General features: G+C 34.4%; 26 protein-coding genes. 17 read left to right on the top strand and 9 right to left on the bottom strand.

Annotated elements, in window-relative coordinates:
- Positions 1–58: 58 nt before the first annotated feature.
- On the top strand, positions 59–1,069 hold the full coding sequence (locus tag AC1RPW_RS00430) for a YdcF family protein (protein ID WP_481761074.1): 1,011 nt from the start codon (positions 59–61) through the stop codon (positions 1,067–1,069).
- Between the two features lie 211 nt (positions 1,070–1,280).
- On the top strand, positions 1,281–1,502 hold the full coding sequence (locus AC1RPW_RS00425) for a hypothetical protein (RefSeq protein WP_409021835.1): 222 nt from the start codon (positions 1,281–1,283) through the stop codon (positions 1,500–1,502).
- Here AC1RPW_RS00425 and AC1RPW_RS00420 read toward each other — a convergent pair.
- Positions 1,497–1,808 (bottom strand): helix-turn-helix domain-containing protein, encoded by a 312-nt coding sequence (locus tag AC1RPW_RS00420; protein WP_481761075.1) that lies wholly within the window; start codon positions 1,806–1,808, stop codon positions 1,497–1,499. The genes AC1RPW_RS00425 and AC1RPW_RS00420 overlap by 6 nt on opposite strands.
- Before the next feature lie 381 nt (positions 1,809–2,189).
- Between AC1RPW_RS00420 and AC1RPW_RS00415 the strand changes: the two genes are divergently transcribed.
- Positions 2,190–3,728 (top strand): zinc ribbon domain-containing protein, encoded by a 1,539-nt coding sequence (locus AC1RPW_RS00415; RefSeq protein WP_481761076.1) that lies wholly within the window; start codon positions 2,190–2,192, stop codon positions 3,726–3,728.
- 18 nt (positions 3,729–3,746) lie between these two features.
- Positions 3,747–4,592, top strand: a complete 846-nt coding sequence (locus AC1RPW_RS00410; protein WP_481761077.1) for a DUF6574 domain-containing protein — start codon at positions 3,747–3,749, stop codon at positions 4,590–4,592.
- A gap of 85 nt (positions 4,593–4,677) precedes the next feature.
- On the opposite strand, the gene mnmG is transcribed toward AC1RPW_RS00410, so the two are convergent.
- The 4 genes from mnmG to jag all read right to left on the bottom strand — a co-directional run bounded on the left by mnmG (position 4,678) and on the right by jag (position 9,413).
- Positions 4,678–6,588: a tRNA uridine-5-carboxymethylaminomethyl(34) synthesis enzyme MnmG gene (gene mnmG / locus AC1RPW_RS00405; protein WP_481761078.1), complete on the bottom strand. Its 1,911-nt coding sequence runs from the start codon at positions 6,586–6,588 to the stop codon at positions 4,678–4,680.
- Positions 6,589–6,612: 24 nt separating this feature from the next.
- Positions 6,613–8,001: a tRNA uridine-5-carboxymethylaminomethyl(34) synthesis GTPase MnmE gene (mnmE, locus tag AC1RPW_RS00400; RefSeq protein ID WP_481761079.1), complete on the bottom strand. Its 1,389-nt coding sequence runs from the start codon at positions 7,999–8,001 to the stop codon at positions 6,613–6,615.
- A gap of 207 nt (positions 8,002–8,208) precedes the next feature.
- Complete coding sequence (locus AC1RPW_RS00395) at positions 8,209–8,661, bottom strand: MarR family winged helix-turn-helix transcriptional regulator (protein ID WP_481761080.1); 453 nt, start codon at positions 8,659–8,661, stop codon at positions 8,209–8,211.
- A 26-nt stretch (positions 8,662–8,687) separates the two neighbouring features.
- Positions 8,688–9,413, bottom strand: coding sequence for an RNA-binding cell elongation regulator Jag/EloR (gene jag / locus AC1RPW_RS00390; RefSeq protein ID WP_481761081.1), 726 nt, complete (start codon positions 9,411–9,413; stop codon positions 8,688–8,690).
- 168 nt (positions 9,414–9,581) lie between these two features.
- On the opposite strand from jag, the gene AC1RPW_RS00385 reads away from it, so the two are divergent.
- Entirely contained in the window at positions 9,582–10,436 is an 855-nt protein-coding gene (locus tag AC1RPW_RS00385) for an aldo/keto reductase (RefSeq protein ID WP_481761083.1), read from the top strand.
- 58 nt (positions 10,437–10,494) lie between these two features.
- Here the strand turns inward: AC1RPW_RS00385 and AC1RPW_RS00380 are convergent, their stop codons facing one another.
- From AC1RPW_RS00380 to rpmH, 4 genes are all read right to left on the bottom strand, one after another.
- Complete coding sequence (locus tag AC1RPW_RS00380; protein ID WP_409021843.1) at positions 10,495–10,692, bottom strand: PspC domain-containing protein; 198 nt, start codon at positions 10,690–10,692, stop codon at positions 10,495–10,497.
- 86 nt (positions 10,693–10,778) lie between these two features.
- Complete coding sequence (yidC, locus tag AC1RPW_RS00375; protein WP_481761084.1) at positions 10,779–11,618, bottom strand: membrane protein insertase YidC; 840 nt, start codon at positions 11,616–11,618, stop codon at positions 10,779–10,781.
- A gap of 22 nt (positions 11,619–11,640) precedes the next feature.
- A complete protein-coding gene (rnpA, locus tag AC1RPW_RS00370; protein WP_409021846.1) occupies positions 11,641–11,979 on the bottom strand; it encodes a ribonuclease P protein component in 339 nt (112 codons plus the stop codon).
- 64 nt (positions 11,980–12,043) lie between these two features.
- Positions 12,044–12,178, bottom strand: a complete 135-nt coding sequence (gene rpmH, locus AC1RPW_RS00365; protein WP_057974157.1) for a 50S ribosomal protein L34 — start codon at positions 12,176–12,178, stop codon at positions 12,044–12,046.
- Positions 12,179–12,688: 510 nt separating this feature from the next.
- Between rpmH and dnaA the strand changes: the two genes are divergently transcribed.
- The 12 genes from dnaA (at position 12,689) to dnaB (ending at position 26,929) form a co-directional block, all read left to right on the top strand.
- A complete protein-coding gene (gene dnaA, locus AC1RPW_RS00360; RefSeq protein ID WP_481761085.1) occupies positions 12,689–14,041 on the top strand; it encodes a chromosomal replication initiator protein DnaA in 1,353 nt (450 codons plus the stop codon).
- Between the two features lie 170 nt (positions 14,042–14,211).
- Entirely contained in the window at positions 14,212–15,351 is a 1,140-nt protein-coding gene (dnaN, locus tag AC1RPW_RS00355; RefSeq protein WP_481761086.1) for a DNA polymerase III subunit beta, read from the top strand.
- Between the two features lie 311 nt (positions 15,352–15,662).
- A complete protein-coding gene (gene yaaA, locus AC1RPW_RS00350) occupies positions 15,663–15,890 on the top strand; it encodes a S4 domain-containing protein YaaA (protein WP_057974154.1) in 228 nt (75 codons plus the stop codon).
- Between the two features lie 8 nt (positions 15,891–15,898).
- Positions 15,899–17,032: a DNA replication/repair protein RecF gene (gene recF, locus AC1RPW_RS00345; protein WP_409021849.1), complete on the top strand. Its 1,134-nt coding sequence runs from the start codon at positions 15,899–15,901 to the stop codon at positions 17,030–17,032.
- Positions 17,033–17,051: 19 nt separating this feature from the next.
- Positions 17,052–18,989: a DNA topoisomerase (ATP-hydrolyzing) subunit B gene (gyrB, locus tag AC1RPW_RS00340; RefSeq protein ID WP_481761146.1), complete on the top strand. Its 1,938-nt coding sequence runs from the start codon at positions 17,052–17,054 to the stop codon at positions 18,987–18,989.
- A gap of 86 nt (positions 18,990–19,075) precedes the next feature.
- Positions 19,076–21,526 carry a DNA gyrase subunit A gene (gyrA, locus tag AC1RPW_RS00335; RefSeq protein WP_481761147.1) on the top strand — a complete coding sequence of 817 codons (2,451 nt, stop codon included), beginning with the start codon at positions 19,076–19,078 and terminating at the stop codon, positions 21,524–21,526.
- A 197-nt stretch (positions 21,527–21,723) separates the two neighbouring features.
- Positions 21,724–22,017, top strand: a complete 294-nt coding sequence (rpsF, locus tag AC1RPW_RS00330; RefSeq protein ID WP_409021850.1) for a 30S ribosomal protein S6 — start codon at positions 21,724–21,726, stop codon at positions 22,015–22,017.
- Between the two features lie 37 nt (positions 22,018–22,054).
- Positions 22,055–22,582 (top strand): single-stranded DNA-binding protein, encoded by a 528-nt coding sequence (ssb, locus tag AC1RPW_RS00325; RefSeq protein ID WP_409021851.1) that lies wholly within the window; start codon positions 22,055–22,057, stop codon positions 22,580–22,582.
- A gap of 18 nt (positions 22,583–22,600) precedes the next feature.
- Positions 22,601–22,855, top strand: coding sequence for a 30S ribosomal protein S18 (rpsR, locus tag AC1RPW_RS00320; RefSeq protein WP_057974148.1), 255 nt, complete (start codon positions 22,601–22,603; stop codon positions 22,853–22,855).
- 124 nt (positions 22,856–22,979) lie between these two features.
- On the top strand, positions 22,980–24,992 hold the full coding sequence (locus tag AC1RPW_RS00315; RefSeq protein ID WP_481761087.1) for a DHH family phosphoesterase: 2,013 nt from the start codon (positions 22,980–22,982) through the stop codon (positions 24,990–24,992).
- 6 nt (positions 24,993–24,998) lie between these two features.
- The gene (gene rplI, locus AC1RPW_RS00310; protein ID WP_481761088.1) at positions 24,999–25,454 is read left to right on the top strand and encodes a 50S ribosomal protein L9; all 456 of its coding nucleotides are present in this window, start codon (positions 24,999–25,001) and stop codon (positions 25,452–25,454) included.
- An 83-nt stretch (positions 25,455–25,537) separates the two neighbouring features.
- The gene (gene dnaB / locus AC1RPW_RS00305; RefSeq protein ID WP_481761089.1) at positions 25,538–26,929 is read left to right on the top strand and encodes a replicative DNA helicase; all 1,392 of its coding nucleotides are present in this window, start codon (positions 25,538–25,540) and stop codon (positions 26,927–26,929) included.
- Positions 26,930–26,999: the final 70 nt, after the last annotated feature.

The raw sequence follows: 26,999 nt of genomic DNA, 5'->3' as shown, positions 1-26,999 counted from the left end.
TATTTATTCAAAAATATGCTAGAATTAGTTTATTATCTATTACTTCGGAGGAATTCATATGGACTATCTAATACTGTTACTACCTATTTTATTGTTAGCTATTTGGTATATCAGCTTTCACAAAGAACCACGTCAATTAATTAATGGATTTCTGTTCAATATATTTGTCATTTCTTTAATAGGTGTACTCGCTACTTCCCCTATCAATTTTATGAAAAATAGCGCTGTTTTTATTATCATTGTTGGCGCTATAGGTTTGATATTACTTTCAATTGCAACTATTCCATTTTTATTAATTAATACTGGACTAGTCTTTAAACGTGAAAGTTATTCATTAGCTAACATGCTTGGACTACTACTTGCTATTGTTCTTATCATTCGCTGGTTTGTGACACCTTTAATCAGTACGTGGCCTTGGTATCTTCAATTACCATTTAATTTTGCTTCGTTGACTGGCTTATATCTTATGTTCGCTTTTTTAAATTTCTTGTCTGTTAGTATTTTATATAGCTTACGACGTCCAAAATATGATCAAGACTACATCATTGTACTAGGTGCAGGTTTAATCAACGGTTATAAAGTTAGTAAACTACTTGCCAACAGAATCAAACGTGCTACCAATTTTGCGGACAAACAAATACTATTAGGCGGTAAACGCCCGATTATTATTTTTTCAGGTGGGCAAGGTAATGATGAGTCTATTTCAGAAGCACAGGCAATGCAAAAATGGGCCATCGACAGTGGTTATCCAGAAGAATTTACATTACTAGAAGACAAATCAACAACGACTTTTGAAAATATGCGTTTCTCAAAAAAAATAATTGATCTTGATCATAGAGGGGATCATATTTTATTCAGTTCAAATAACTACCATATCTTTCGTGCTGCAATATTTGCACGAATGGTTGGTGTAAATGCTCAAGGCATTGGCGGGAAAACGCCATGGTATTTTTTACCTAATGCGTTCTTGCGTGAATTCATTGCTATCATAATGCTTCATAAAAATCGTCATTTTATAGTTATTTTGTTGCTCCTTTTACTGTCTATTTTTCAACAGCTTTTTAAATAATTATTACTTCAATACTTACTTAAATTAATTAATCTACTTAAAAGGATAAACCTTTAATTTATGTCATATTGACAAAACTCAGTACTATCGTTAGAATTAATTTTTATTAATATCAGTCTTATAAATTAACTATTTTTGTTGTAATCTAAGCATTAGCTAATAAAAGCTAATGCTTTTTTTATACAGTTTTTTAGTAAGGGAGATTTTATTTATGAATGGGATAGATATACACGATAATTTGAAGGTATTACAAGATTTAAAATTTTTAATTTATGACTTTAGTAACCATAGGATTGATTTTCACAATTTTGATATTTTAACTTTAGATTTACCTACCAAACAAATTGATTTAGTCTCAGCCTATCAAGCACAAAAAATTGACCACACTATTGAAGAAATAGCATGGTCAATCATTAATGATAATCATTTATAAACGGATTACTTTAAGCAATAATTCAGCTGTCGCTTCTCTTTTTTCTTTGGGTAAAGAAGCAAGATAATTAATCAAATCCAGCGTTGCAACACCTTTTAAATTTTGATTAGTAAAGAAGTCAGCTAACGTCATATCCAGCGCTTCAGCAATATCTGATAATTTTTTTATTTTAATATTATCTAACTTACCTCGCTCTATCAAAGAAATTAAACTAACAGAAGATTTTGATTTTTCAGCCAGTTGCTCAATGGTCATATTCAATAATTTTCGTTTAGCACGAATTAAAATTCCTATTTTTTTAAGCATATTAAACTCCTAATCAGAAAGGTTCTCTTTATGGTAAAGGTTTTTAAAACAATCAAACAGATTATAGCTTATCTTTTTTTAATATATATATATATACAAAAACCTTTTAAGCTGATAAAATAACTTAAGTTTCGTTTAAGGTTTGTCTTTATTCGTTGATTTAGTAATTTAAATCTAAGGAGGCCACGGGGGGTATTACTAATTCTGCATCTAACAACCTAAAAAAATACATAAGTACCAATGATTAAAATCCTATTTTATGCGATTGAGTTAGCCATTATTTTATAAACTAAAACTCGCTATGTATACACTAGATTTGGTAACTTTTAGTTAAGTAGTCAAAGTTAATCATATTATTAAGGTAGTTAAAAAGGAGATCCAATGATTAAAAAAGAACAAATCTATTATGCGCCTTCAGATGATTTATCTGGGAGTACGACAAAAAAATTCTGTCCTAATTGTGGAAGTGAAGTTCCTAAGGATGGTAATTTCTGTCCTAATTGTAATTTTGATTTACGTGTTAATTCAGTTGCGTCACAGCAACCTGTTACGCCGGTTCAACCAACACAACAACAAATGCCACCTACACAAACACGAACTGCAAATCCTAAATTACCCATCTCAGGTAAAACAAAATTCATCAGAATTTTGATTGGTATTATCGCTCTTATTATTGTTGTTGGCTACTATGCTGGAACAAAATATTACTCAAAAGAAAATCAAATTGAACGAATTACAGATGCATTAAAAACCGATAAAAACATGGAAGCTTATTTTTCAACATCGGATACGGCATTAAAAATTACTGATGAGTCTATGAAACCTGCATCAGATGCATGGGGTAGTACAGACTCTCTTAAAACTTTTAAAAACGAATTAACCAATGGAGCAAGCACTTCAACACATTTTCATTTAAAAGAAAATGGTAAACATTGGTTATTATTCCCTAAATATACGGCTGACTTTTCAACCGTTTCCGTTAACTTATCAACGAATAGCTCTGGGGCTGTTATCAAGATGAATGATAAAAAAGTTGCTACAGCTGACTCTGATAATTACAGTAAAACAATCTCAAATCTAGTTCCCGGTAACTACACAATAGAAGCAGCTGGCTCTATTGATGGTACTAAACTAAATAATAAATCGACTGAGACGCTCACTAGTTCAACTTCTAACGTCAATTTAGATTTAAGTACACTTACTTTTAGAATTAAAAGTATCGCAAATGCTGATATCTATGTTAATTCTAAAAAAGTTGGTACAACTGATGATGATGGTTCTGCAACAATTGGCCCTATTGCCTCTTCTGGAAACAATCGATTGCAGCTTAAAGAAAAGGTCGGAGACAACACTCTCGTTACCAGTGAATACCAAATTTCAGGTAGCGATGATGATAACGACGTAACTTTAAATAATACAGATGAAAATGGCTTTCAAGATAGTTCTAGTAGCAATTTATTCAATATTAATTTTCCTAATATGTTAACTCTAGATGATGCAGAAAGTTATATAGACAATTTATTTACCCAAATTGATGACTACACTATCGATGGTGATGACTCTAATGAGGATTCAAATGATAGTTATGGCTCAATAGGCAGTTTCTTTGTTAATGGCTCAAGCAATGCAGATGCCAAGGCATGGGTGACTATTGCTAAAAATTATCATGATGATGATGCAATCAGTAGTGTCTCTTATGACGCTAAAGTATTATCAGTAACACCGACAGATAAAAATAAATTTGATGTCGCTTATGATGTTACTTATACGTTCGATTTCACTGATAGTGACGATAATTATTCAACTAAAACACAAGTATTTAGATATACTGCTAAAGTTAATTATTCTAATAACGATGACTTCTTAATCAAGTCAATTACACCCGCTAAAAAAATTAGTGAAAAAATTGAAGACAACTAAACTTTGGAGGAAATAATCATGAAAACATGCCCAAACTGTAGTTCACAACAACCAGAAAATGTAAAATTTTGTACAAACTGTGGATTTGCCTTTTCCATTAAACCAGCCCAAGAAACGGCCGCAACACAATCACAAAACGTACAAGAACCAACAAAATTCCAACAACAATACACGCAACAACAAGATACTAAAGCTCAAAATGAGAATATTGAACAAGCTAAAACATTCGCATCAAATTATTGGTCTTATTTCTTAAATGCCATTAAACATCCCACAATTTTAGAAAATGGTCATAAATATTTCGGCTTTACGACAATTATTTTATTCGCCATATTTAATGATATTTTTGTAAAATTAATAATGGATAATGTTGCTAAATCTGTTAATTCAAGTCTATTTTCAGGACTCTTTAACACTCAAAGTACCTATGCGCCAACAATTGACAGTAGTGTCTACGCAAAATTATTTTTCTTAACACTACTAGCTTTTGCCTTTTACATACTAATTGGATTTTTTGTTCGTAATGTTGTTTTAGGCGATAAGAGTGATACCTTACTTTCATTTACAAATCGCTTTACACACTACCTCATGATCAATCTTGTATTAGCTGTCCTTAGTATGCTTTTCATGCTACTTGGAATGAGAGGCCTTGCTGTATTCATGTATGCTTTAATGGCCCTTATCATGAGTATTGCTTTCATTTTATCGATGATTATTGATACAAATCCACTTAAAATAGATAAACTTTACGGCGTTGTCATTGGACAACTTCTATTAGCTTTAGTTTTCATGATTGTTATGTCAGTATTTGCTGTCAGTTTAGCAGCCAACATAGCTTCAATCATCTCTGCAGCTGGATTTTAAGTTTATTGCTTAACCTAATTATAAAAAGTTAAAAAGGCACCAATCAAGTATACTTGATTGGTGCCTTTTCTGCATTTCTGTACTATTAATTATTAACTTTAGCAATCTTACCCTGTTCAATATAAACAGCAAGAATTGATAAATCAGCAGGATTCACACCACTAATACGACTAGCTTGAGCTAATGTTTCTGGTTGAATCTTAATGAATTTTTGACGCGCTTCCGTCGCAATTCCTTCAATAGAATCGTAATCAATATTTGTTGGAATTTTTTTAGCTTCCATACGTTTTAACTTCGCAACTTTTTCTTGTGCTTTTTTAATATAGCCTTCGTACTTAAATTGGATTTCTACTTGTTCAATAATTCTATGGTCTAATTCATGGTCAGGACCTGGAATAAACTTCTCAATGTCTGCGTAAGTTACCTCAGGGCGACGTAAAAATTCATTAGCCAACACGCCATCTTTCAAAGCGGCACTATTATGTTCTGCTAAGAATGCATTCACATCTTCAGTAGGTTTAATACGGAATGATTGTAATCTAGCTTTTTCGGCTTCAATTTCAGCTTTTTTAGCTTTAAAAATAGCTAATCTCTTTTCAGAAATTAAACCAATATCATATCCTTTTTCAGTTAAACGTAAATCAGCGTTATCATGACGTAAGATTAAGCGATATTCAGCACGAGATGTTAATAGACGATAAGGTTCGTTTGTCCCTTTTGTTACTAAATCATCAATCATAACACCGATATAAGCGTCACTTCGATTTAACGTAAAATCTTCGCGGCCTAAAGCACGTAACCCAGCGTTAATTCCTGCCATTATTCCTTGTCCAGCAGCTTCTTCATATCCAGAAGTCCCGTTTGTTTGACCAGCGGTATATAAATTCTTCACTAATTTAGTTTCAAGCGTTGGTCGTAATTGATAAGGAGCCACGACATCATATTCAATCGCATAACCCGGACGCATTAATTCAGCGTTTTCAAGGCCCTTAATTGAATGAATAATATCTTGTTGGACTTCTTCCGGCATTGACGTAGAAAGGCCCTGAACGTAAAATTCGTCCGTTGAACGGCCTTCTGGTTCTAAGAAGAGCTGATGACGAGGTTTATCAGAGAAACGAACAATTTTATCTTCAATAGATGGACAGTAACGTGGACCCACACCTTTAATAATTCCTGAGAACATAGGTGCACGATCAAGGTTAGCATTAATAATCTCATGCGTTTTCAAGTTGGTATACGTTAACCAACAAGATAATTGATTTTTAACATCAATATAATCTTCATCAGGTGTTTCAAAACTAAAGTGGTTAGGTTCAACATCCCCTGGTTGTTCATCAGTCACACTGTAATCAATTGTATTCCCATCAACACGAGGTGGTGTTCCAGTTTTAAAACGTTCTAAATCAAATCCAAGAGCTTCAAGATTTTCAGATAATTTAATTGCAGGTTGTGAATTATTAGGACCTGATGAATAACTCAATTCGCCAATAATAATCTTACCGCGAGCAGCCGTTCCAACTGTTAAAACAACACTTTTAGAACGGTATTTTGCCCCAGTATTTGTTACAACACCATGACATTCGCCATCTTCAACAATTAAACTATCGACTGTTCCTTGACGTAACGTTAGGTTTTCTTCTTTTTCCATTGTATGTTTCATTTCACTTGAATAAAGATGTTTATCAGCTTGTGCCCGTAATGCTCTAACAGCTGGACCTTTACCAGTATTTAACATACGCATTTGTACATAAGTTTTATCGATGTTACGACCCATTTCGCCACCTAAGGCATCAATTTCACGTACAACAATTCCTTTAGCTGGACCACCAATTGAAGGATTACATGGCATAAAAGCAACCATGTCTAAACTAATTGTGATAAGTAATGTTTTATTACCCATTCGTGCAGCAGCGAGTGCTGCTTCTGAACCAGCATGTCCAGCACCAACCACAATTACATCATAATCTGGGCCGTCATAAGTTTTAATGTCCATTTATATTCTCCTATTTACTAACAATTATTTACCTAAACAGAATTGACTAAATAATTCTGTGAGTAATTCATCTTTGTAGCTATCACCAGTGATTTCACCAAGTAATTCCCAACTTCTAGTCATGTCAATTTGAACTAAATCGATTGGCATACCGGAAGCAATCCCAGTGATCACATCATCTAAAGCAGTCTCAGCTTGATTTAACAAGCCAATATGACGAGAATTAGTAATCATAACTGTTGTTTGGCTATTTTCAATTCCACCAAAGAATAAGTTAGCAATTTTTTCTTCAAGTTGCTTCACACCTTCATGATTTAAGACAGAAATAGAAATAATTTCCGTTGGATCAACCATACTTTCTAATTCTTTACGATCTAGATTTTCTGGTAAATCTGTTTTATTTAAGATAACAATTCGTTTATCATTCTGTGTTAATTTAATGAGCTGCTTATCTTCAGCAGACAAAGGTTCATTGCTATTCAAAACAAGCATGACTAAATCAGCTTGAACAATCGCTTCTTTCGAACGTTCAACCCCAATTTTTTCAACCTTATCTTCTGTATCACGAATACCGGCAGTGTCTACCAATTTCAAAGGTACACCCATAACGTTAACGTATTCTTCAATCACATCACGCGTTGTTCCAGCAACATCAGTTACAATGGCTTTATCTTCATGTAATAAGTGATTCAAAAGACTTGATTTACCAACATTAGGTCGACCAATTATGGCAGTAGCTAATCCTTCACGTAATACTTTACCTTGTTGCGCTGTTTGTAGTAATTCTTGAACATATTGCTTAACATCACGTGCTTTTTCAAGCAATAATTTAGTCGTCATTTCTTCACCAGCATCGTATTCTGGATAATCAATATTAACTTCAACTAATGCCAAAACATCTACGATATCTTTACGTAAATTGCGGATTAGACGTGCTAAATTACCATCTAACTGATTTAGTGCAACTTTCATTGAGCGATCTGTTTTAGCACGAATTAAATCCATAACAGCCTCAGCTTGAGATAAATCAATTCGACCATTTAAGAATGCTCGTTTTGTAAATTCACCAGGTTCAGCTAAGCGTGCCCCATTACTTAATAATAATTGTAAAATTTGATTCGTTGGTACAATACCACCATGACAGTTAATTTCAATCACATCTTCACGTGTAAATGTTTTAGGTGCTAACATAACTGAGACCATGACCTCATCGACTTCTTCATCCGTTTTAGGATTTAAAATATGTCCGTAGTTAATGGTATGACTATCAACGTTACCTAAATTTTTCCCTTTAAATACATTATTAGCAATTTGAACGGCATCCTCACCACTTAATCGAACAATTGAAATGGCACCTTCACCAGGTGGTGTTGATATAGCGGCAATTGTATCAAATTCTGTTAATTCTGGCATATCTTTAAATACTCCCTTCAAGTGCTCTATTAGCAGTTAATTAATCATATTCTTTAAATTTTTTCAAACAAAAAAAGGGCCCACTCCACGCCCTAAAAGGACGTGGATAAAGCACCTTCACTACTTTATCTAATATTAAGTTCAATGCCAATAATATACTTTTTTTACCGACATTTGTCAACAAGTCTGTTTGATGATTCTAATTCACTAACCACGAATACCGCGATTTTCTAATTTATTAGTAATCACTTTTAATTCATTAACATAACCAAGATATTCTTCTTCAGTCATATCAAATGAAGTAAAACAATTCGACATTTGTTTCATAATTCTATGTTTACTTCTTTTAGCTTTTCCAGTCAATGAGACATTCACACGGCGTTCATCCTCAGGATCTCTAGTCCGAAGAATCCAATCATCCTTTTCCATACGTTTTAAAAGTGGTGTTAATGTTCCGTTATCTAGATGTAACTTCGCACCAAGTTCCTTCACCATAACAGGTGACGTTTCCCACAATGAAAGTAACGTAATATATTGCGGATACGTTAAGCTAAATTCCTTCAGTGATTCTGTATAAAATTTATTGTAATCTTTTTGTGCTGTGTAAATAGCAAAACATAGTTCATCTTCTAATTTTTCTGGATCATGTTTTAAAGCCATGGGTGGGGACTCCCTTCTATTACTGACTATTTTTTATTTTTAGGCGCTACAATTACTGAGCGCTTAGGTTCTGTTCCAATCGATGTTGTTTTGATTCGGTTATTTCGTGCTAAATAAAAATGAATTTGCTTACGTTCGTTAGCAGGCATCGGGTCTAATTGTACCGTCTCACCCGTTCTAATAACATCCTTGGCCACTTTAATTGCAAGGCGCTCAATCGTTTCTTCGCGACGTTTACGGTAGCCACCAACATCTAGAATAACATTCATTCTGCTAACTGCTTTTTGATTCATATTAACTTGTGCTAAATATTGCAAAGCATTTAAACTTTTACCGTGTTTACCAATTAATAATCCTTGTTTACTCGTATTAAAATCATATGTTACCTGACGGCGCTCAAATTGAACATTAATTTCTGTATCAATACCCATTAATTCTGTAATGTCGGCCAAATAATAACCAACATCATGAACTGCTTTTTCATTAAGTTGACTTCTAGCAGCTTTTTCTGCTGCTGTTAGAGGCTTTGATGTAACACTATCTTTTTTTTCATCAATAATTTTCTTGCTTACTGGTTTTTCTGTTATTTTTTTTTCAATTAATTCAACTTCTGCCTTTTTGCGGCCAAAAAATAAAAATCCAGACTTACCTTCATTGATTATTTTAATTTCAATCTGTGTTTTTTCAAGCTTTAATGCAGCCAAACCGTTACTCACAGCTTGATCAACATTTTTTCCAGTAAATATGGGCATGTTCATCCTCCAAATATAATTATCATCGTTATATTATAGCACTAATTGACCCCTTATCTATACCCTTTTTCAGAACGATTTTTTTGAAAAGTTCTTTCATTTGACAAAATCTATAGGACTCAGCCTATAATGAAAATACTAAATATAAAAACTCGGAGGATTAATTCTATGAATAAATTAACAGACACATATGAATTAGCAAATGGTGTCAAAATTCCTGTTGTTGGTTTTGGTACTTGGCAAACACCAAGTGGTGATGTTGCTAAAGCATCTGTAAAATCAGCATTAGCTTCTGGTTACATACATTTAGATACTGCTGAAATGTACCACAATGAAAGTAGTGTTGGAGAAGGTATTGCCGAAAGCGGTGTTGCTCGTGAAGATATCTTTTTAACAAGTAAATTAGCTAATACAGCTCATACGTACGATGAAACACAAACAGCATTTGCACGAACATTAAAAGATTTAGGTGTTGATTACCTTGATTTATTCTTGATTCACTGGCCAAATCCTGCTGCTTATCGTGAAGATAATTGGGAAAGTCATCTTCAAGAAACATGGCGTGCATTTGAAGATCTTTATAATGAAGGTAAAATTAAAGCCATTGGTGTTTCTAACTTCCGTCCTCGTCATTTTAAAATTTTGGAAGAAACACAAACAATTACACCAATGATTAATCAAATTAGATTAGCTCCTGGTGATACTCCCAAAGAGACAATTGATTATTGTCACAAGCATAATATTCAATTAGAAGCTTATAGCCCATTAGGAACTGGTGCTATCTTTACGGAACCAACAATGGTTAAAATTGCTAATCGTATTGGTCGCAGTGTTGCACAAGTTACCTTACGTTGGTCATTACAAAATGGATTCTTACCACTTCCCAAATCTGTTCATGCTGACAGAATTGAAGAAAATACTCATTTATTTGATTTTGAATTATCTGATGAAGACATGGCAGAAATCAACTCTCTAGATGGTGTTGTTGGTCATGCTCAAGATCCAGATACAGCAACTTTCTAAAATGTTTCACGTGAAACAAAAATGCGTAACCAGATATATTCTGGTTACGCATTTTTAGTTATCTATAGTTTGATGATGCATTTGGCATGACTATTGCACATATGATGTAAACAATAATACCAGGGAATGCTGCACTCAGGACACTTAAAAGAACGTACCCTATTCTTGTTAATGTTGGGTCCCAGTTAAAAAATTCAGCAATACCACCGACAACACCAGCAATAATTCTATTATTAGATTTTGTTAATTTTCTCAATTTTAATCCTCCTCTTGTTAACCTTTTATGTAATTATATCCAAAATAAAAAACCAAAGCCACTAAATGGACTTTGGTTTTCAAAAATTACTTTTTGTTACGGCCCTTATAAGCTTTCTTTTTCGCTTTTTTAATAGCCTGTACTTTTTCTTTTTCAAGACGTACTTTTTCTTCACGTTCACGTGTAATTTTAAATGGATTATTAATTAACAATGTTTGTCCAACTGAGAATGCATTGGTAATAACCCAATATAATGACAAGGCTGATGGTAAGTTAACAGCTGTCACAAGAATCATTATTGGTGTACCATAAACCATCATCGTTGACATTGAGTTTGCTTCAGGTTGGGACATAACACCCAACTTAGAAACAAAGTAAGTTAAGATTGCAGCAAAAATTGGTAAGATGAAGTACGGATCTTTATCACCAAGCTGTAACCATAAAAATTCACCCGTCTTCAAAACGTTCGTTCTCAAAATAGCTTGATAAAGAGCTAATAAAATCGGCATCTGTACTAATAATGGTAAACATCCAGCAACAGGATTAATGCCTGCTTCTGCATATAATTTCTGTTGTTCTTCACGTAATTTTTGAACAGTTGCAGCATCTTTACCAGAATGCTTAGCTTGAAGTGCCTTCAATTGAGGTTGAACTTCAGCTGTTTTACGCATACTTTTTGTTTGATAAATCATTAATGGTAATAAAATAACCCTAATGATTATGGTAAAGATGATAATACCAACACCATAGTTCCCACCAAATAATTTTGAAAGGAAAATAATAGCCCTAGAGAAACTGAGGATGATACCGCCATCCCAAATTCCTGTACTATTTTCCGTTATTGGTGTTGTACTACATCCCGCTAGGACTAACATTAACCCCAACATACTTAATAGGACTAAAAATCGCTTACTCTTCTTTTTCACAAGAATACCCTCGCTCACTTTATTAGTCTAAAATTTTAGCTATTTTTAAAACATGTGTTAATTGTTTCTTGGATTCCTCTTGCGACAACCAAGCAACAGATGGTCTAGCAATAACCAAAAAATCGCAATCTTGTTTAAGATCTGGTTTCAATTCTAACAACGATTGACGAATACGGCGTTTAACCCAATTACGAGCAACAGCATTCCCAATACGTTTTCCAACTGAAATTCCAACTCTAAAATGAGCTTGTTCTGGTTTTTCCATCATATATATAACATACTTTCGGTTCGCACAAGATTGACCTTTTTTAAAAACTGTTTGGAACTCTGCTTCTTTTTTAACGCGATATGATTTTCTCATGTAATATCTCCAGTTAAATAGATACTGTATCTTTGTAATAAAAAAAACCACTGAAATCAGTGGTCTATGCAGACAATACTTTTCTACCTTTACGGCGTCTACGTGCTAAGACGTTACGGCCGCCTTTTGTACTCATGCGTTTACGGAAACCATGCACGCGTTCACGGTGACGTTTTTTAGGTTGGTATGTTCTTTTCATAATTTAGGCACCTCCTTAAATACTTAATGTTTCAACTAATCGGTATCTTGATAAAAATAAGATACCAGTGACGTCAATTTCACTTACCGGAATATAATACCATACTTCTTTCTTCTATGAAAGAAAATTATTAGAATTCAATGTAATTTAGTTATCCACACTTTTTCGCTATTTATTTTTTAGTTGTGGATGAGTTGTGAAACACATCTTGTCGTCCACAACTCGGAACACACACTTTTTCACAATAAACAGCCTGTTAATAAGTTATACACACCCTTAACTAAAAACTGTTAATAACTAATGAAAATCCTTTAATAACATACTTTATTTCAATCACTCATTTGTGGATAACATGGCAAACAAAACTGGTTTATCTTTTTATGCCCACCCCTGTGGAAAACTTATTAATGACCCTGTTATTATTTTTTACACATTTTTTTAAACCTGTGGAAAACCCTTCTTTAAAATGCTAAACTGTAGTTACGATTTATTTAAACAAGGAGGCTTTTTGTGCTTACTCTCGAAAATTTATGGTCCTCACTGACTGATTATTTCAAAACGCAACTCAACCCTGTTAGTTACGAAACTTGGATTTCATCAGCTGAACCAAAACAATTTATTAATAACGACCTTATTATTGAGCTACCCTCCCAGCTACATAAAACTTACTGGATACAACATCTAGCACCAAAAGTTGTTGCGTTTCTTTACGAATCAACTGGTGAAGAAATCAATCCCGTTTTAAAAATAAAGGGTGAATTAACCGCGGGCGGCCAATCAAATATGGCAGTATCAAATAGTTCAAACTCTAATAACGATAATGTCCCTACCTTTATGCGTGATGCCAAATTAAACGATAGATATACCTTTAGTACCTTCGTTACTGGAAAAGGTAATCAGATGGCCCACGCTGCTGCTTTGGTTGTTTCTGAAGAACCTGGCCGCTTGTACAACCCGCTCTTTTTCTATGGTGGTGTTGGTTTGGGTAAAACCCATTTAATGCACGCAATTGGTCACCAAATGCTTCTAAACAATCCTGATGCAAAAGTAAAATACGTTACAAGTGAAGCATTTACTAACGGCTTCATTAACTCACTTCGAAATAATACGCCCGAAGATTTCCGAAAAGAATATCGTAGTGTTGATCTCTTACTGGTGGATGATATTCAATTTTTTGCCGATAAAGAATCAACACAAGAAGAATTTTTCCATACATTTAACTCTTTATATGATGATAAAAAACAAATTGTCTTATCATCTGATCGTTTACCAAACGAAATACCAAAATTACAAAAACGTCTTATATCTCGCTTTAAATGGGGTCTTTCAGTTGATATAACCCCTCCTGATTTAGAAACTAGAATTGCTATTTTAAGAAATAAATCTGATGCTGAAAATCTTGAAATACCAGATGATACATTAAGTTATATTGCTGGCCAAATCGATTCGAATATTCGTGAACTTGAAGGCGCTTTGGTTAGAGTACAAGCGTACGCGACCTTATCAAACTCAGAAATAACAACGAGTTTAGCCGCCGATGCCTTAAAAAACTTAAGTTTAAAAGATAAATCAAATGAAATTTCAATTGCTATTGTTCAAGATCGGGTTGCTAAATATTTCCACGTTACTGTGGGCGATTTAAAAGGAAAAAAACGTGTTAAAGCAATTGTTATGCCACGTCAAATTGCTATGTACTTAAGTCGCGAACTTACCGACAATTCCTTACCTAAGATTGGATCTGAATTTGGTGGTAAGGATCATACAACGGTTATTCATGCTCACGAAAAAATTGCTGTAATGTTAGAAACTGATGACAAACTTCAGCGTCAAATTTCAGATCTTAAGAGTGAACTTAACCAATAATAGTTGTGGGCAATTGTGGATAAGGCGGCTTGTTTACTCACAGGTTATCCACATGTGAATTCTTTTATTTACATGGTCCCAACGTATTTCTTAACATGATTAACAGGCCCTACTACTGCTTCTATTCTTTTATTACTTAATTAATAACTAAACTTACCGGAGGATTTACTATGGAATTTACAATTAATCGATCAGCATTCATTAAACAATTAACAGATGTTCAAAGAGCTATTTCTTCAAAAACAACAATTCCTATATTAACGGGTATCAAAGTTGTCTTAACTGCTTCTGGTTTACTTTTAACAGGTAGTGATGCAGATGTTTCTATTGAAACTTTTTTATCTGTTGAAGATGAATCTAATAACTTAACAATTGAATCAACTGGTGAAATTGTGCTACCTGCACGATTCTTTAGCGAAATTGTTAAAAAATTACCGCAAGATACTTTTTCATTAACAGTGACTGATGGTTATCAAACTGAGATTACTTCTGGATCAGCCTCATTCAATATTAATGGGTTAGATGCAAATAACTATCCTCACTTACCAGAAATTGATACTGATGATAATTTAATTTTTTCGGGATCAATCTTAAAACAAATTATTAGCCAAACTGTTATTGCCGTTTCTAACCAAGAAAGTCGCCCTATTTTAACTGGTGTTCACTTTGTCATTGAAAATGGTGAGTTTTTAGCAGTCGCAACAGATAGTCATCGTTTGAGCCAACGTAAAATTACATTGGAAGGCGCAAACGATGCAAAATATGATGTTATTATTCCTGGTAAATCTTTAGTAGAATTATCACGAATGATTGACGATTCTAATCCAGATATTGAAATGCGTATTTCAGAAAACCAAGTACTCTTTATTCTTGGAAATACCTCATTTTATTCACGTTTATTAGAAGGAAATTATCCTGATACAACTCGTCTAATTCCTAAAGAATCAGCTACAGACATTGAGTTTAATGCGCCTAAATTATTATCAGCAATTGAACGTGCGTCATTACTATCACATGAAAGCCGTAATAACGTTGTTAAACTAGCGATTAATACGGCAGAACAAAAAGTTGTCATTTATAGTAACTCGCCTGATGTTGGTAATGTTGAGGAAGCATTAGAATTTAGCAATTTATCAGGAAATGATCTTGAAATTTCATTTAATCCAGACTATATGAAAGATGCTTTAAGATCATTTGGACAAACTGAAATTAAAGTTGCGTTTACACAACCATTACGACCATTTACCTTAGTCCCAACTGAAGATACAACGCAATTTATTCAATTAATTACACCAGTTCGAACATTCTAATTAATTGTTCGTGTATGAATAACTAATAAAAATAGAGTAAAAGCAGCCAATAAAACTGTTTTTACTCTATTTTTTTAGGTAAATTATATTAAAAGTGAGAAATGAATTTTATGGTTTGATTTTGACTAAAAAAATAAGGCAATAGTGAATTGTAGTCATTTAATTAAAAATATAGCCTTTTAAGTAATTTTAGAGTAAAAAGACTAATTAAAACTTAAATCGCTTAAATCGGCTTAAAATGAGATGTGAAATTGTAATTTTGCGAAAAAAAAGGTATAATAGAAAAGGAAGAAAATGGAGGTTGACGACAATTGAAATCAGATATTTATTTAGAAACACCTTACATGATGCTACAACAAGTTTTGAAATCAGAAACAATTATTAATTCTGGTGGCGAAGCAAAATGGTTTTTACGTGAAAATGAAGTCCTTGTAAATGGTGAATTAGAAGACCGACGTGGACGTAAATTATACCCTGGCGATGTTATTGAAGTTCCAGGTATTGCAATTATTACGATGCATTCAATGGACGAAAAGTAGGCTTATCAATGTATCTAGAAAATTTAACCTTGAGGGATTATCGTAACTATGAAGATTTAAATATCTCATTTTCACCAGCAATCAATATATTACTTGGTGAAAATGCTCAGGGTAAAACGAATTTATTGGAAGCAATTTATGTGTTATCAATGACTCGAAGTCATAGAACGAATAATGATAAAGAGTTGATTAAGTGGGATAAGACAGCTGCGATAATCCAAGGTCGGGTGAATAAGCAAGTAGGGTCATTGCCACTCGAGATTCAAATTAATTCTAAAGGTAAAAAAGCTAAAGTTAATCATCTTGAACAGGCCAAATTGTCACAGTACATTGGACAGTTCAATGTGATTTTGTTTGCACCAGAGGATTTAGCCCTTGTAAAGGGTGCCCCATCAGTAAGAAGAAGATTTGTTGATATGGAATTTGGCCAAATTAATGCACGTTATTTATATAATTTAGGTCAATACCGAACTATTTTGAAACAGCGTAATCAATATCTAAAACAGTTACAGCATAAAAAAGACCAAGATTTAGTTTTTTTAGATGTATTATCTGATCAATTAGCTGCTTTTGGCGCAGAAATTGTACATCAACGCTTAATATTTCTTAAACAACTTGAATTCTGGGCTAACCAATTACAAGAAGAGATTACACAGTCCGCTGAAACGTTAACATTTGAGTATGCCACTCATTTGGAAAACGCGTCAGAAAAAACGATTGAACAGTTGTATACGCAATTACAAAATGATTTAAAAAAATCAATAAAAAAAGAAATATTTCAAGGGACAACCTTAGCTGGGCCACATCGTGATGATGTGCGTTTTTTAATTAACGGCAAAAACGTTCAAACATATGGATCTCAAGGACAACAAAGAACAACAGCATTATCAGTCAAATTAGCCGAAATTGAGTTAATGAAAGAGGAAACTGGGGAATATCCAGTCCTTCTTTTGGATGATGTTCTTTCTGAATTGGATGATATGCGTCAAACACATCTTTTGAAGACGATTCAAAATAAGGTTCAAACATTTTTAACAACACCAAACTTAAGTGGTATTGCTAGATCGTTAATTAATGAACCTAAGATTTTTCATATTAATCAAGGTAACTTACTCGAAGAGGAGGAACATATAGTTGACTGATCAAGAGAAACAAGCTGAAATAGCAGAAGAATTACATGAAGAAAAAGCAAAAGAATATGATGCGAGCCAAATTCAAGTTTTAGAAGGACTTGAAGCTGTTAGAAAACGTCCCGGTATGTATATTGGAACAACGGCTTCACAAGGTCTTCATCACTTAGTTTGGGAAATTATTGATAATGGTATCGATGAAGCATTGGCTGGTTTTGCCGATGAAATTAATGTTGTTGTCGAAAAAGACAACAGTATAACAGTTCGTGATAATGGACGTGGTATCCCTGTTGATATCCAAGCAAAAACAGGCCGTCCAGCGCTTGAAACCGTTTTTACAATTTTACATGCTGGGGGTAAATTTGGCGGTGGTGGTTATAAAGTTTCTGGTGGACTTCATGGAGTTGGTGCTTCAGTTGTTAATGCATTATCAACTGAGCTAGATGTTCAGGTTATTCGTGAAGGTAAAGTCTACGGTATGGACTTTGCTCGCGGTAAAGTTAAAACAGAGATGTCAGTTGTAGGTGAAGCACCTGAAAATGAACATGCAACGATTGTTCATTTTGTACCGGATTCTGATATTTTTACGGAAACAACTGTCTATGATATTAAAGTATTAACAACGCGAATTCGTGAATTAGCATTCTTGAATAAAGGCCTTAAAATTACGATTGATGATAAACGTGATGGTGGACCCGGATTACAAGAATTCCATTATGCCGGTGGTATTAAGCATTATGTTGAATACTTAAATAAAAATAAAGATGTTATTTTCCCAGAACCTATCTATGTTGAAGGTGAACAAAAAGGGATTATTGTTGAAGTTGCCCTCCAATATACAGATGATTATCATAGTAATTTATTAACTTTCACAAATAATATTCATACTTATGAGGGTGGTACTCATGAATCTGGTTTTAAGACAGCCTTAACCCGGGTTATAAATGATTACGCTCGTAAAAATAATCTTATGAAAGAAAATGATGCTAATCTTTCTGGTGAAGATGTTCGTGAAGGATTGACGGCTGTTGTCAGTATTAAACATCCAGATCCTCAATTTGAAGGTCAAACAAAAACAAAATTAGGTAATTCAGATGCGCGTACGGTTACTGATCGTACTTTCTCTGAACATTTTACTAAGTTTTTAATGGAAAATCCTAAAGAAGCTAAAATTATTGTAGAAAAAGGCTTATTAGCTGCTAGAGCTCGAGTAGCTGCTAAACATGCTCGTGAAGTAACACGTAAAAAAAGTGGGCTTGAAATCAGTAACTTACCCGGTAAGTTAGCTGATAATACAAGTAAAGATCCTGCAATTAGTGAATTATTTATCGTCGAAGGTGATTCAGCCGGCGGTTCAGCTAAACAGGGTCGTTCACGGTTAACACAAGCTATCTTACCGATTCGTGGTAAGATTTTGAATGTTGAAAAAGCAAGTTTAGATAAAATTTTAGCCAATGAAGAAATTCGTTCATTATTTACAGCTATGGGAACAGGTTTTGGTGGCGAATTTAATGTTGAAAAAGCTAATTATCATAAATTAATTATTATGACTGATGCTGATGTCGATGGTGCCCATATTAGAACGTTATTATTAACACTGTTCTATCGTTACATGCGTCCACTTGTTGAAGCAGGATTCGTGTATATTGCGCAACCACCTTTATATCAAATTAGACAAGGTAAGATGATTCGTTATGTCGATACTGAAGAAGAATTAGAAGAAATTCAAGGGCAATTGGCACCAACACCAAAACCCGTTATTCAACGATATAAAGGTCTTGGAGAAATGGATGCTTCTCAATTGTGGGAAACAACTATGGATCCAGATGCTCGTCGTTTATTACGTGTTAACGTCGACGATGCCATTGAAGCTAATGATGTCTTTAATATGTTAATGGGTGATCGTGTAGAACCTAGACGTGAATTTATTGAAAAAAATGCCACTTACGTAGAAAACTTAGATATTTAAAAACTTAGTCGTAAAGGAGGTTGAAAATTTTGGCAGAAGAATTACCAGCTACAAGCCGGATAAAAGATGTTAATCTTTCCGGAGAAATGAAAAAATCATTCTTGGATTATGCTATGAGCGTTATTGTTGCTCGTGCACTTCCTGATGTTCGAGATGGGTTGAAACCTGTCCATCGTCGTATTTTATACGGGATGAGTGAATTAGGGATTACGCCTGATAAACCATACAAAAAATCAGCTAGAATTGTTGGGGATGTTATGGGTAAGTACCATCCTCATGGTGATTCATCGATTTATGAAGCGATGGTTCGTATGGCCCAAGACTTTAGTTACCGTTACATGTTAGTTGATGGGCATGGTAACTTTGGTTCTGTCGATGGTGATGGCGCTGCTGCTATGCGTTATACTGAAGCTAGAATGAGTAAAATAGCTGTTGAAATGATGCGTGATATCAATAAAGATACCATTGATTTCATGGATAATTACGATGGCAGTGAACATGAACCAGTTGTTTTACCTGCGCGTTTTCCTAACTTATTAGTTAATGGTGCAACAGGTATTGCCGTTGGTATGACAACGAATATTCCGCCACATAATTTGTCAGAAGTTATTTCTGGATTACATATTTTGATGGATAATCCTGATGCAACTGTGGCTGATTTGATGGAGGCTATCCCTGGTCCTGATTTTCCAACTGGGGCTACTGTTCTAGGTAAATCTGGTATTCGTAAAGCTTACGAAACAGGTAAGGGAACAATAACAATTCGTTCAAAAGTTGAAATTGAAGAACAAAAGAATGGTAAAGAACGTATTATCGTTGATGAACTTCCTTACATGGTTAATAAAGCACGTTTAATTGAACGTATTGCTGATTTAGCTCGTGATAAAAAAATTGAAGGTATCACTGATATTAATGATGAGTCTGATCGTGAAGGATTACGAATTGTGATCGATATTCGTCGTGATATGAGTGCTTCAGTTGTGTTGAATAACCTTTATAAATTAACGTTATTACAAACATCTTTCAGTTTTAATATGCTAGCAATCGTTAATGGTATTCCAAAAGTTCTAAGTTTAAAGGAAATGCTTGTTTATTACCTTGAACATCAAGAAAAAGTTATCCGTCGTCGTACGCAATTTGAATTGAAAAAGGCACGTGCTCGCGCACATATCCTTGAAGGTTTAAGAATTGCACTCGATCATATTGATGAAATTATTAGAATTATCCGTAGCTCAAATACGGGTGAACTTGCTAAAAATCAATTGATGGGTAATTATGGTTTATCAGATAAACAAGCTCAAGCTATTTTAGATATGCGATTAGTTCGTTTAACTGGTTTAGAACGTGAAAAAATTGAAGAAGAATATCAAAATTTAATGGCATCAATCGCTGATTTTGAAGATATTTTGGCTCATGACTCACGTATTCATGATATTATTTATCAAGAATTGTTAGATTTACAAGCTAAATTTGGTGATGAACGTCGTACTGAATTATTAATTGGCGAAGTATTGAATCTTGAAGATGAAGATTTGATTGAAGAAGAAGAAGTTATGATTACATTAACGCATAACGGTTATGTAAAACGTCTTGCAACTGATGAATTCAAAGCACAAAACCGTGGTGGCCGTGGCGTTCAAGGTATGGGTGTTCATGATGATGACTTTATTGAACATCTTGTGTCGACATCAACGCATGATACCCTACTATTCTTCACGAATGCTGGTAAAGTGTACCGTATGAAGGGGTATGAAATTCCTGAATATGGACGCACAGCTAAAGGAATTCCTGTCATTAATCTTTTAGGGGTTAATTCTGGTGAGAAAATCCAAGCTGTTATCAACGTAAGCAAGCAAGAAAATGATGAACGTTATCTTTTCTTTACGACGCTTAACGGAACAGTTAAGAGAACACCGGTGTCAGAATTTTCTAACATACGAAATAATGGTTTAAAAGCGATTAAATTGCATGATGAAGATGAATTAATTAACGTTGCTATCACAGATGGCACGCAGAATATGATTATTGGAACGCATCGAGGTTACGCAGTATCATTTGCTGAAAATGATGTTCGTTCAATGGGTCGTTCTGCTTCTGGTGTTCGTGGTATTCGGTTAAGAGAAGATGATTACGTTGTAGGAGCTGATTTATTAGCTGCTGATAGTCACGTATTTATCATTTCTGAAAAAGGATACGGTAAGCAAACACCCGCTTCGGCTTATGCAATTAAAGGCCGTGGTGGAAAAGGAATTAAGACAGCTAACATTTCTGAAAAGAATGGACCAATTGCTGGGTTAGCAACCGTTCAAGGTGATGAAGATATCATGTTAATTACGGATCAAGGTGTTATGATTCGCTTTAATGTGAAGAACGTGTCAAAAACGGGCCGTGCTACTTTAGGAGTTCATTTAATTCGAATTGATGAGAATGCTAAAGTTGCAACAATGGCAAAAGTTGAAGCTACTCCTGAAGAAACAACTACTATTTTAGATGCAGTTGTATCAGACGTTGAAAGTGAAACAAATGACTTAGAATAAACTAAATTAAAAAAATAAAATAAAATCCTAATTAACGGCGTACTTAATAAGTGTGTAGTTAATTAGGATTTTCTTGCTTTAAGTGAATGGCAGTGATATAATTTTAGTTCGTAAGTGTCTATGGCATTAAATAGATAACTTTCCTTGTTCTTGCCACGAGGTAAGGACCTAAAGTCCATAAGGAGGTGTAAACAGTCATGAGTAAATATGAAATTACTTATATCATCCGTACCGATCTTGATGAAGCAGCTAAAGCAGCTTTGATCGAACGTTTCGATGGTATTTTAACAAGTAATGGTGCAGAAATCGTTACTTCAAAAGACTGGTCAAAACGTCGTCTTGCATACGAAATCAGCGGTTATAATGAAGGTATCTACCATATCATTAATGCTACAGCCGATGACGATATCGCAATTAACGAATTTGATCGTCTTTCAAAGATTAATGAAGGAATCTTGCGTCATATGATCATTAACAGAGATGAAAAATAATTCATTTTAATAAAATAACGGAGAGGAGCAATACATTATGATTAATAGAACAGTACTTGTCGGACGTTTAACAAGAGACCCTGATTTACGCTACACAGCTAGTGGTGCTGCAGTTGCAACTTTTACAGTTGCAGTTAATCGACAATTCACGAACGCTTCTGGCGAACGTGAAGCCGATTTTATTAACTGTGTTATCTGGCGAAAAGCAGCCGAGAACTTCGCTAACTTTACGCATAAAGGTTCTTTAATTGGTGTCGATGGACGAATTCAAACGCGTTCATATGATAATCAACAAGGAACTCGCGTGTATGTTACTGAAGTTGTCGTAGAAAACTTTTCGTTGCTTGAATCAAAATCTCAATCAAGCCAACAACAAGGTAACGCTAATAATCAAAGCAGCGCTCCTCAATCAAGTTCATCATCAAATAACAATGCTAACCCATTTGGTGGCGCAAGTTCGAATAATAATTCAAACACAACGCAATCTAATGATTCAGCAACAGTTGATCCATTTGCAAATAATGGCCAACAAATTGATATTTCTGATGACGACCTACCATTCTAATTAGAGGAGGAAACTCACATGGCACAACAACAACAACGTAGAGGTGGTGGCGGTGGCGCACGTCGTCGACGTAAAGTTGACTTCATCGCAGCTAACCACATCGATTATATCGATTATAAAGATACAGACTTGTTAAAACGTTTCATTTCAGAACGTGGTAAGATTTTACCTCGTCGTGTTACGGGAACAAGCGCTAAAAACCAACGCAGTTTAACAATTGCAATTAAACGCTCACGTATTATGGGCTTATTACCATTCGTTTCAGAAGAATAGTAATATCTAGGGAAGACTATGCAAATAGTCTTCCCTTTTTTTGTACTATCAGCAAGATTTGTGCAGGTAAATGGGGAATGTGATAAAATAGATAACATCTAGGATTTACAGATGAGGAGATACTATGAAAAAGTTCCTTTCAAACGAGAAACTTCCCAGTTTTTTGAAGAATGAACGCTTAAGATGGATTGCGATTTTTATCGTAATTATGTCTTTATTTAGTGTTGTTCTGTCTTTTACAGTTAATTTATTTTTAGGACTTATATTGTTAATTATTGCGTTGGGTGCTACCAGCGCAAGTATGTATATTATGTCCCAAATTACGGCAAATACTAATGAATATATATCGGAATTATCATATCGTATTAAACGTAGTGAACAAGAAGCGCTTATCAAAATGCCAATTGGTATTTTGATTTTTAACGAACAAAATGAGATTGAGTGGGTTAATCCATACTTACAACCTTATTTTGAAAAAAATGATATTTTAGGTAAGAAAATAGAGAGCGTCGATGAATCGTTATCGACGATTATTACAGATAACGCTGAGACTAAAGGCTTGGTGAAAGTAACATGGCATGAAAAAGATTTTGAAATGATCATACAAAATGATATTCATGTTGCTTACCTGATGGATATTACGCGTTATTCATCAATTGAAAAAGAATTTGAAGCAGAGCGCGTTGTTATCGGTCAAGTGTTCTTAGATAATTATGATGAAGTAACGCAATCTATGTCAGATAAGAATGTTTCTAATTTAAGTAACTTTGTCACAAATGAGTTATCTAATTGGGCGCGTCGTTATGGGATGTATTTAAAAAGAACGGATTCAGATCGATTTTTTATTTTAGTTCATGCCCATTCTTTACAACAAATTGAAGAAGAAAAATTTAAAATTTTAGATCGAATTCGCGATCGGACATCCAAACAAAACTTTCCGCTCACATTGAGCATGGGAATTGCCTATGGCGATGGCGATTTGAATTCACTTGCAAAATTAGCTCAAAGCAATTTAGATCTTGCTTTAGGTCGAGGTGGGGATCAAGTTGTCGTTAAATCACCTGAAGAGCAAGCAAGATTTTATGGTGGTAAAACTAATCCGATGGAAAAACGGACTCGGGTTCGTGCTAGAATGATTTCTCAAGCGTTACAAGAAATAATGAAACCAATGGACCAAGTCTTCGTTATGGGACATCAGAGCCCAGATATGGACTCTGTAGGAGCTTGTTTGGGCATTAGACGAATCGCTTTGATGAATAATATGAAATGTTGGATTGTTTTAGATCAAACCGCTATTCATTCAGATGTACAACGATTGATGGAAGAGTTAGATCAATATCCTGATATCAAATATAATATTATTACACCTGAAGAAGCAGTAGAAAAAGCAACAGAACAGAGTTTACTGGTGATGGTTGATCATTCTAAACCCTCTATTTCTGGTAGTCCTGAATTGTATGAAAAACTTAAAAATCGTCTGATGGTTATTGATCATCATCGTCGTGGAGAAGAATTCCCTGAAAATCCAATGTTAGTTTATATTGAACCTTATGCATCATCAACCTGTGAACTGATTACTGAAATGTTTGAATATCAATCAAAAGATAGTGAACCAATTAATAAAATTGAAGCAACTGCGATGTTAACGGGAATTATTATTGATACGAAGTCGTTTTCATTAAGGACGGGTACACGAACATTTGATGCAGCCAGTTATTTAAGGTCCGTTGGGGCTGATTCAACAATGGTTCAAAACTTTATGAAAGAAAATGTTGATAGTTACTTGAAGCGTAATCATTTAATTGATAAAGTAGAGTTCATTAATACTGATTTAGCATTATGTGTGGGTGAAGATGATACGATTTATGACCCAGTTACAGCAGCACAGGCAGCAGATTCATTATTATCTATTTCAAGTGTATCAGCGTCATTTGTTGTCACAAAACGATCAGAAAATCGTGTTAGTATCTCTGCTAGAAGTACAGGGACGACTAATGTTCAAGTTGTTATGGAACAAATGGGCGGCGGCGGTCACTTATCAAATGCTGCGACTCAGTTAACTGGTGTGAGTGTAAGTGAAGCTGCAGAACAATTAGTTAATATTTTAACGACAAAAAAAGATGAAATTAAGGAGTAGTTGATTATGAAAGTTATATTTTTAGAAGATGTTCGCGGAAAAGGTAAACGTGGAGAAATTAAAGAAGTACCAAGCGGCTATGCTCAAAATTTTTTAATTAAAAATGGTAAAGCAAAATTAGCTACAAATTCAGCAATGAGTTCTTTAAAGGGACAACAAAAAGCTGAAGAAAAAAAAGCTGAAGAAATTTTAAAAGAAGCTAAAGATGAAAAAATCGTTTTAGAAGATGATAAGACAGTTGTTGAATTAACAGCTAAAGCGGGCGAAGATGGCCGTTTATTTGGCTCAATTCCTAGCAAGCAAATTGTACAAGCTATGGAAAAACAATACGGAATTAAAATCGACAAACGTAAAGTTGAACTACCAGAACCAATTCGTGCCTTAGGATTCACGAATGTACCTGTTAAGTTACATGTTGATGTAACAGCAATGATTCGTGTTCATGTTTCGGCTAATAACTAAAGTAGTATTTATTTGAAAAGCTGGCAAAATTTGATTTTGTCCAGCTTTTTTCTTGATTTTAGAAGTAAGGAGAACACGATAAAATGAATAATGAACTATTAACAGACCAAACGCCACCACAGAATATTGAAGCGGAACAAGCCGTTTTGGGCGCTGTCTTTTTAAAGAGTGATGCTCTTGTTGAGGCAATGGAATACTTGGAGCCCGAAGACTTCTATCAACGTCGCCATCAATTGATATTTGCGGCTATGGTGGATCTGAATGATAAAGATGAAGCTATTGATATTGTTACGATTCAAGATAATTTAACTTCTAAAAATCAAATGGATGATATTGGCGGTGTTAGCTATATTGTTGAATTAGCTGGCTCTGTACCAACGGCTGCGAACGTTCAGTATTATGCTAAAATTGTTGAAGAAAAATCAATGATTCGACGCTTAATTGCGACAGCGACATCTATTGCAACTAAGGGTTTATCACAAGATGATGATGTTGCAACGCTTTTAGATAATGCTGAACGTGAAATTATGAGCGTATCTGAAAAAAGAAATAGTAGTGGTTTTCAAGCTATCGCTGATGTATTAAAAAGTACATTTACAAATATTGAAAAGTTAGCTAAAGAAGGCGATACAATTACTGGATTGTCGACAGGTTATCCAGAGTTGGATAAAATGACTGCCGGGTTACATCCAGATGAGTTAATCATTTTAGCTGCTCGTCCGGCTGTTGGTAAAACAGCTTTTGCGTTGAATATTGCTCAAAACGTAGCAACTAAAACTGATGAAACTGTCGCTATTTTTAGTTTAGAAATGTCAGCAGAATCATTAGTTAGTCGTATGTTATGTGCTGAAGGTAGTATTAATGCGAATCACTTACGAACGGGACAATTAGACGAATCAGAATGGTCAAATTTGATTGTGGCAATGAATTCATTATCAAAGGCTAATATCTTTATTGATGACACTGCTGGGTCAAAGATGGCTGAAATTCGGGCAAAATGCCGTCGATTAGCGAAGGAAAAAGGTGGACTAGGGTTAATCGTTGTTGATTATTTACAGTTGATTGAAGGTTCAGGACGCGAAAGTCGACAACAAGAAGTCTCAGAAATTTCTCGTCAAATGAAGAAATTAGCGAAAGAATTAAGTGTTCCAGTTATTGCATTGTCTCAATTATCCCGTGGTGTTGAACAACGCCAAGATAAACGACCAGTGTTATCAGATATTCGTGAATCTGGTTCTATTGAACAAGATGCAGATATTGTTGCATTTTTGTATCGAGATGATTATTATGAACGCGATACTGATGAAGATGAAGACGGGAATCTACCTGATCCAAGGGATGAAGATGACCAAAATGTTGGTGAAGTTGAAGTTATTATTGAAAAAAACCGTGGTGGCGAACGAGGTACAGTTAAATTATTATTTGTTAAATCATATAATAAATTCTCGTCACTTGCCTATAGACCAGAAGGCTAGAAAATATTCCTTAGTGGGATATTTTTTTTGAATAAAAAGAGAAACGTTCGTTATATAGTTGATAAATGTT

Source organism: Dellaglioa sp. CoH-55-MRSF-8, from assembly GCF_056782195.1.
The sequence above is the reverse complement of the archived record's forward strand: the minus strand, read 5'-3'. Positions and strand labels throughout refer to the sequence as shown.

What these genes read in the sequence shown, in the direction of transcription:
- AC1RPW_RS00430 (WP_481761074.1), top strand. Translation starts at nt 59, where the DNA reads ATGGACTATCTAATACTGTTACTACCTATTTTATTGTTAGCTATTTGG.
- AC1RPW_RS00425 (WP_409021835.1), top strand. Translation starts at nt 1,281, where the DNA reads ATGAATGGGATAGATATACACGATAATTTGAAGGTATTACAAGATTTA.
- AC1RPW_RS00420 (WP_481761075.1), bottom strand. Translation starts at nt 1,808, where the DNA reads ATGCTTAAAAAAATAGGAATTTTAATTCGTGCTAAACGAAAATTATTG.
- AC1RPW_RS00415 (WP_481761076.1), top strand. Translation starts at nt 2,190, where the DNA reads ATGATTAAAAAAGAACAAATCTATTATGCGCCTTCAGATGATTTATCT.
- AC1RPW_RS00410 (WP_481761077.1), top strand. Translation starts at nt 3,747, where the DNA reads ATGAAAACATGCCCAAACTGTAGTTCACAACAACCAGAAAATGTAAAA.
- mnmG (WP_481761078.1), bottom strand. Translation starts at nt 6,588, where the DNA reads ATGGACATTAAAACTTATGACGGCCCAGATTATGATGTAATTGTGGTT.
- mnmE (WP_481761079.1), bottom strand. Translation starts at nt 8,001, where the DNA reads ATGCCAGAATTAACAGAATTTGATACAATTGCCGCTATATCAACACCA.
- AC1RPW_RS00395 (WP_481761080.1), bottom strand. Translation starts at nt 8,661, where the DNA reads ATGGCTTTAAAACATGATCCAGAAAAATTAGAAGATGAACTATGTTTT.
- jag (WP_481761081.1), bottom strand. Translation starts at nt 9,413, where the DNA reads ATGCCCATATTTACTGGAAAAAATGTTGATCAAGCTGTGAGTAACGGT.
- AC1RPW_RS00385 (WP_481761083.1), top strand. Translation starts at nt 9,582, where the DNA reads ATGAATAAATTAACAGACACATATGAATTAGCAAATGGTGTCAAAATT.
- rnpA (WP_409021846.1), bottom strand. Translation starts at nt 11,979, where the DNA reads ATGAGAAAATCATATCGCGTTAAAAAAGAAGCAGAGTTCCAAACAGTT.
- rpmH (WP_057974157.1), bottom strand. Translation starts at nt 12,178, where the DNA reads ATGAAAAGAACATACCAACCTAAAAAACGTCACCGTGAACGCGTGCAT.
- dnaN (WP_481761086.1), top strand. Translation starts at nt 14,212, where the DNA reads ATGGAATTTACAATTAATCGATCAGCATTCATTAAACAATTAACAGAT.
- recF (WP_409021849.1), top strand. Translation starts at nt 15,899, where the DNA reads ATGTATCTAGAAAATTTAACCTTGAGGGATTATCGTAACTATGAAGAT.
- gyrA (WP_481761147.1), top strand. Translation starts at nt 19,076, where the DNA reads ATGAAAAAATCATTCTTGGATTATGCTATGAGCGTTATTGTTGCTCGT.
- rpsF (WP_409021850.1), top strand. Translation starts at nt 21,724, where the DNA reads ATGAGTAAATATGAAATTACTTATATCATCCGTACCGATCTTGATGAA.
- ssb (WP_409021851.1), top strand. Translation starts at nt 22,055, where the DNA reads ATGATTAATAGAACAGTACTTGTCGGACGTTTAACAAGAGACCCTGAT.
- rpsR (WP_057974148.1), top strand. Translation starts at nt 22,601, where the DNA reads ATGGCACAACAACAACAACGTAGAGGTGGTGGCGGTGGCGCACGTCGT.
- AC1RPW_RS00315 (WP_481761087.1), top strand. Translation starts at nt 22,980, where the DNA reads ATGAAAAAGTTCCTTTCAAACGAGAAACTTCCCAGTTTTTTGAAGAAT.
- rplI (WP_481761088.1), top strand. Translation starts at nt 24,999, where the DNA reads ATGAAAGTTATATTTTTAGAAGATGTTCGCGGAAAAGGTAAACGTGGA.
- dnaB (WP_481761089.1), top strand. Translation starts at nt 25,538, where the DNA reads ATGAATAATGAACTATTAACAGACCAAACGCCACCACAGAATATTGAA.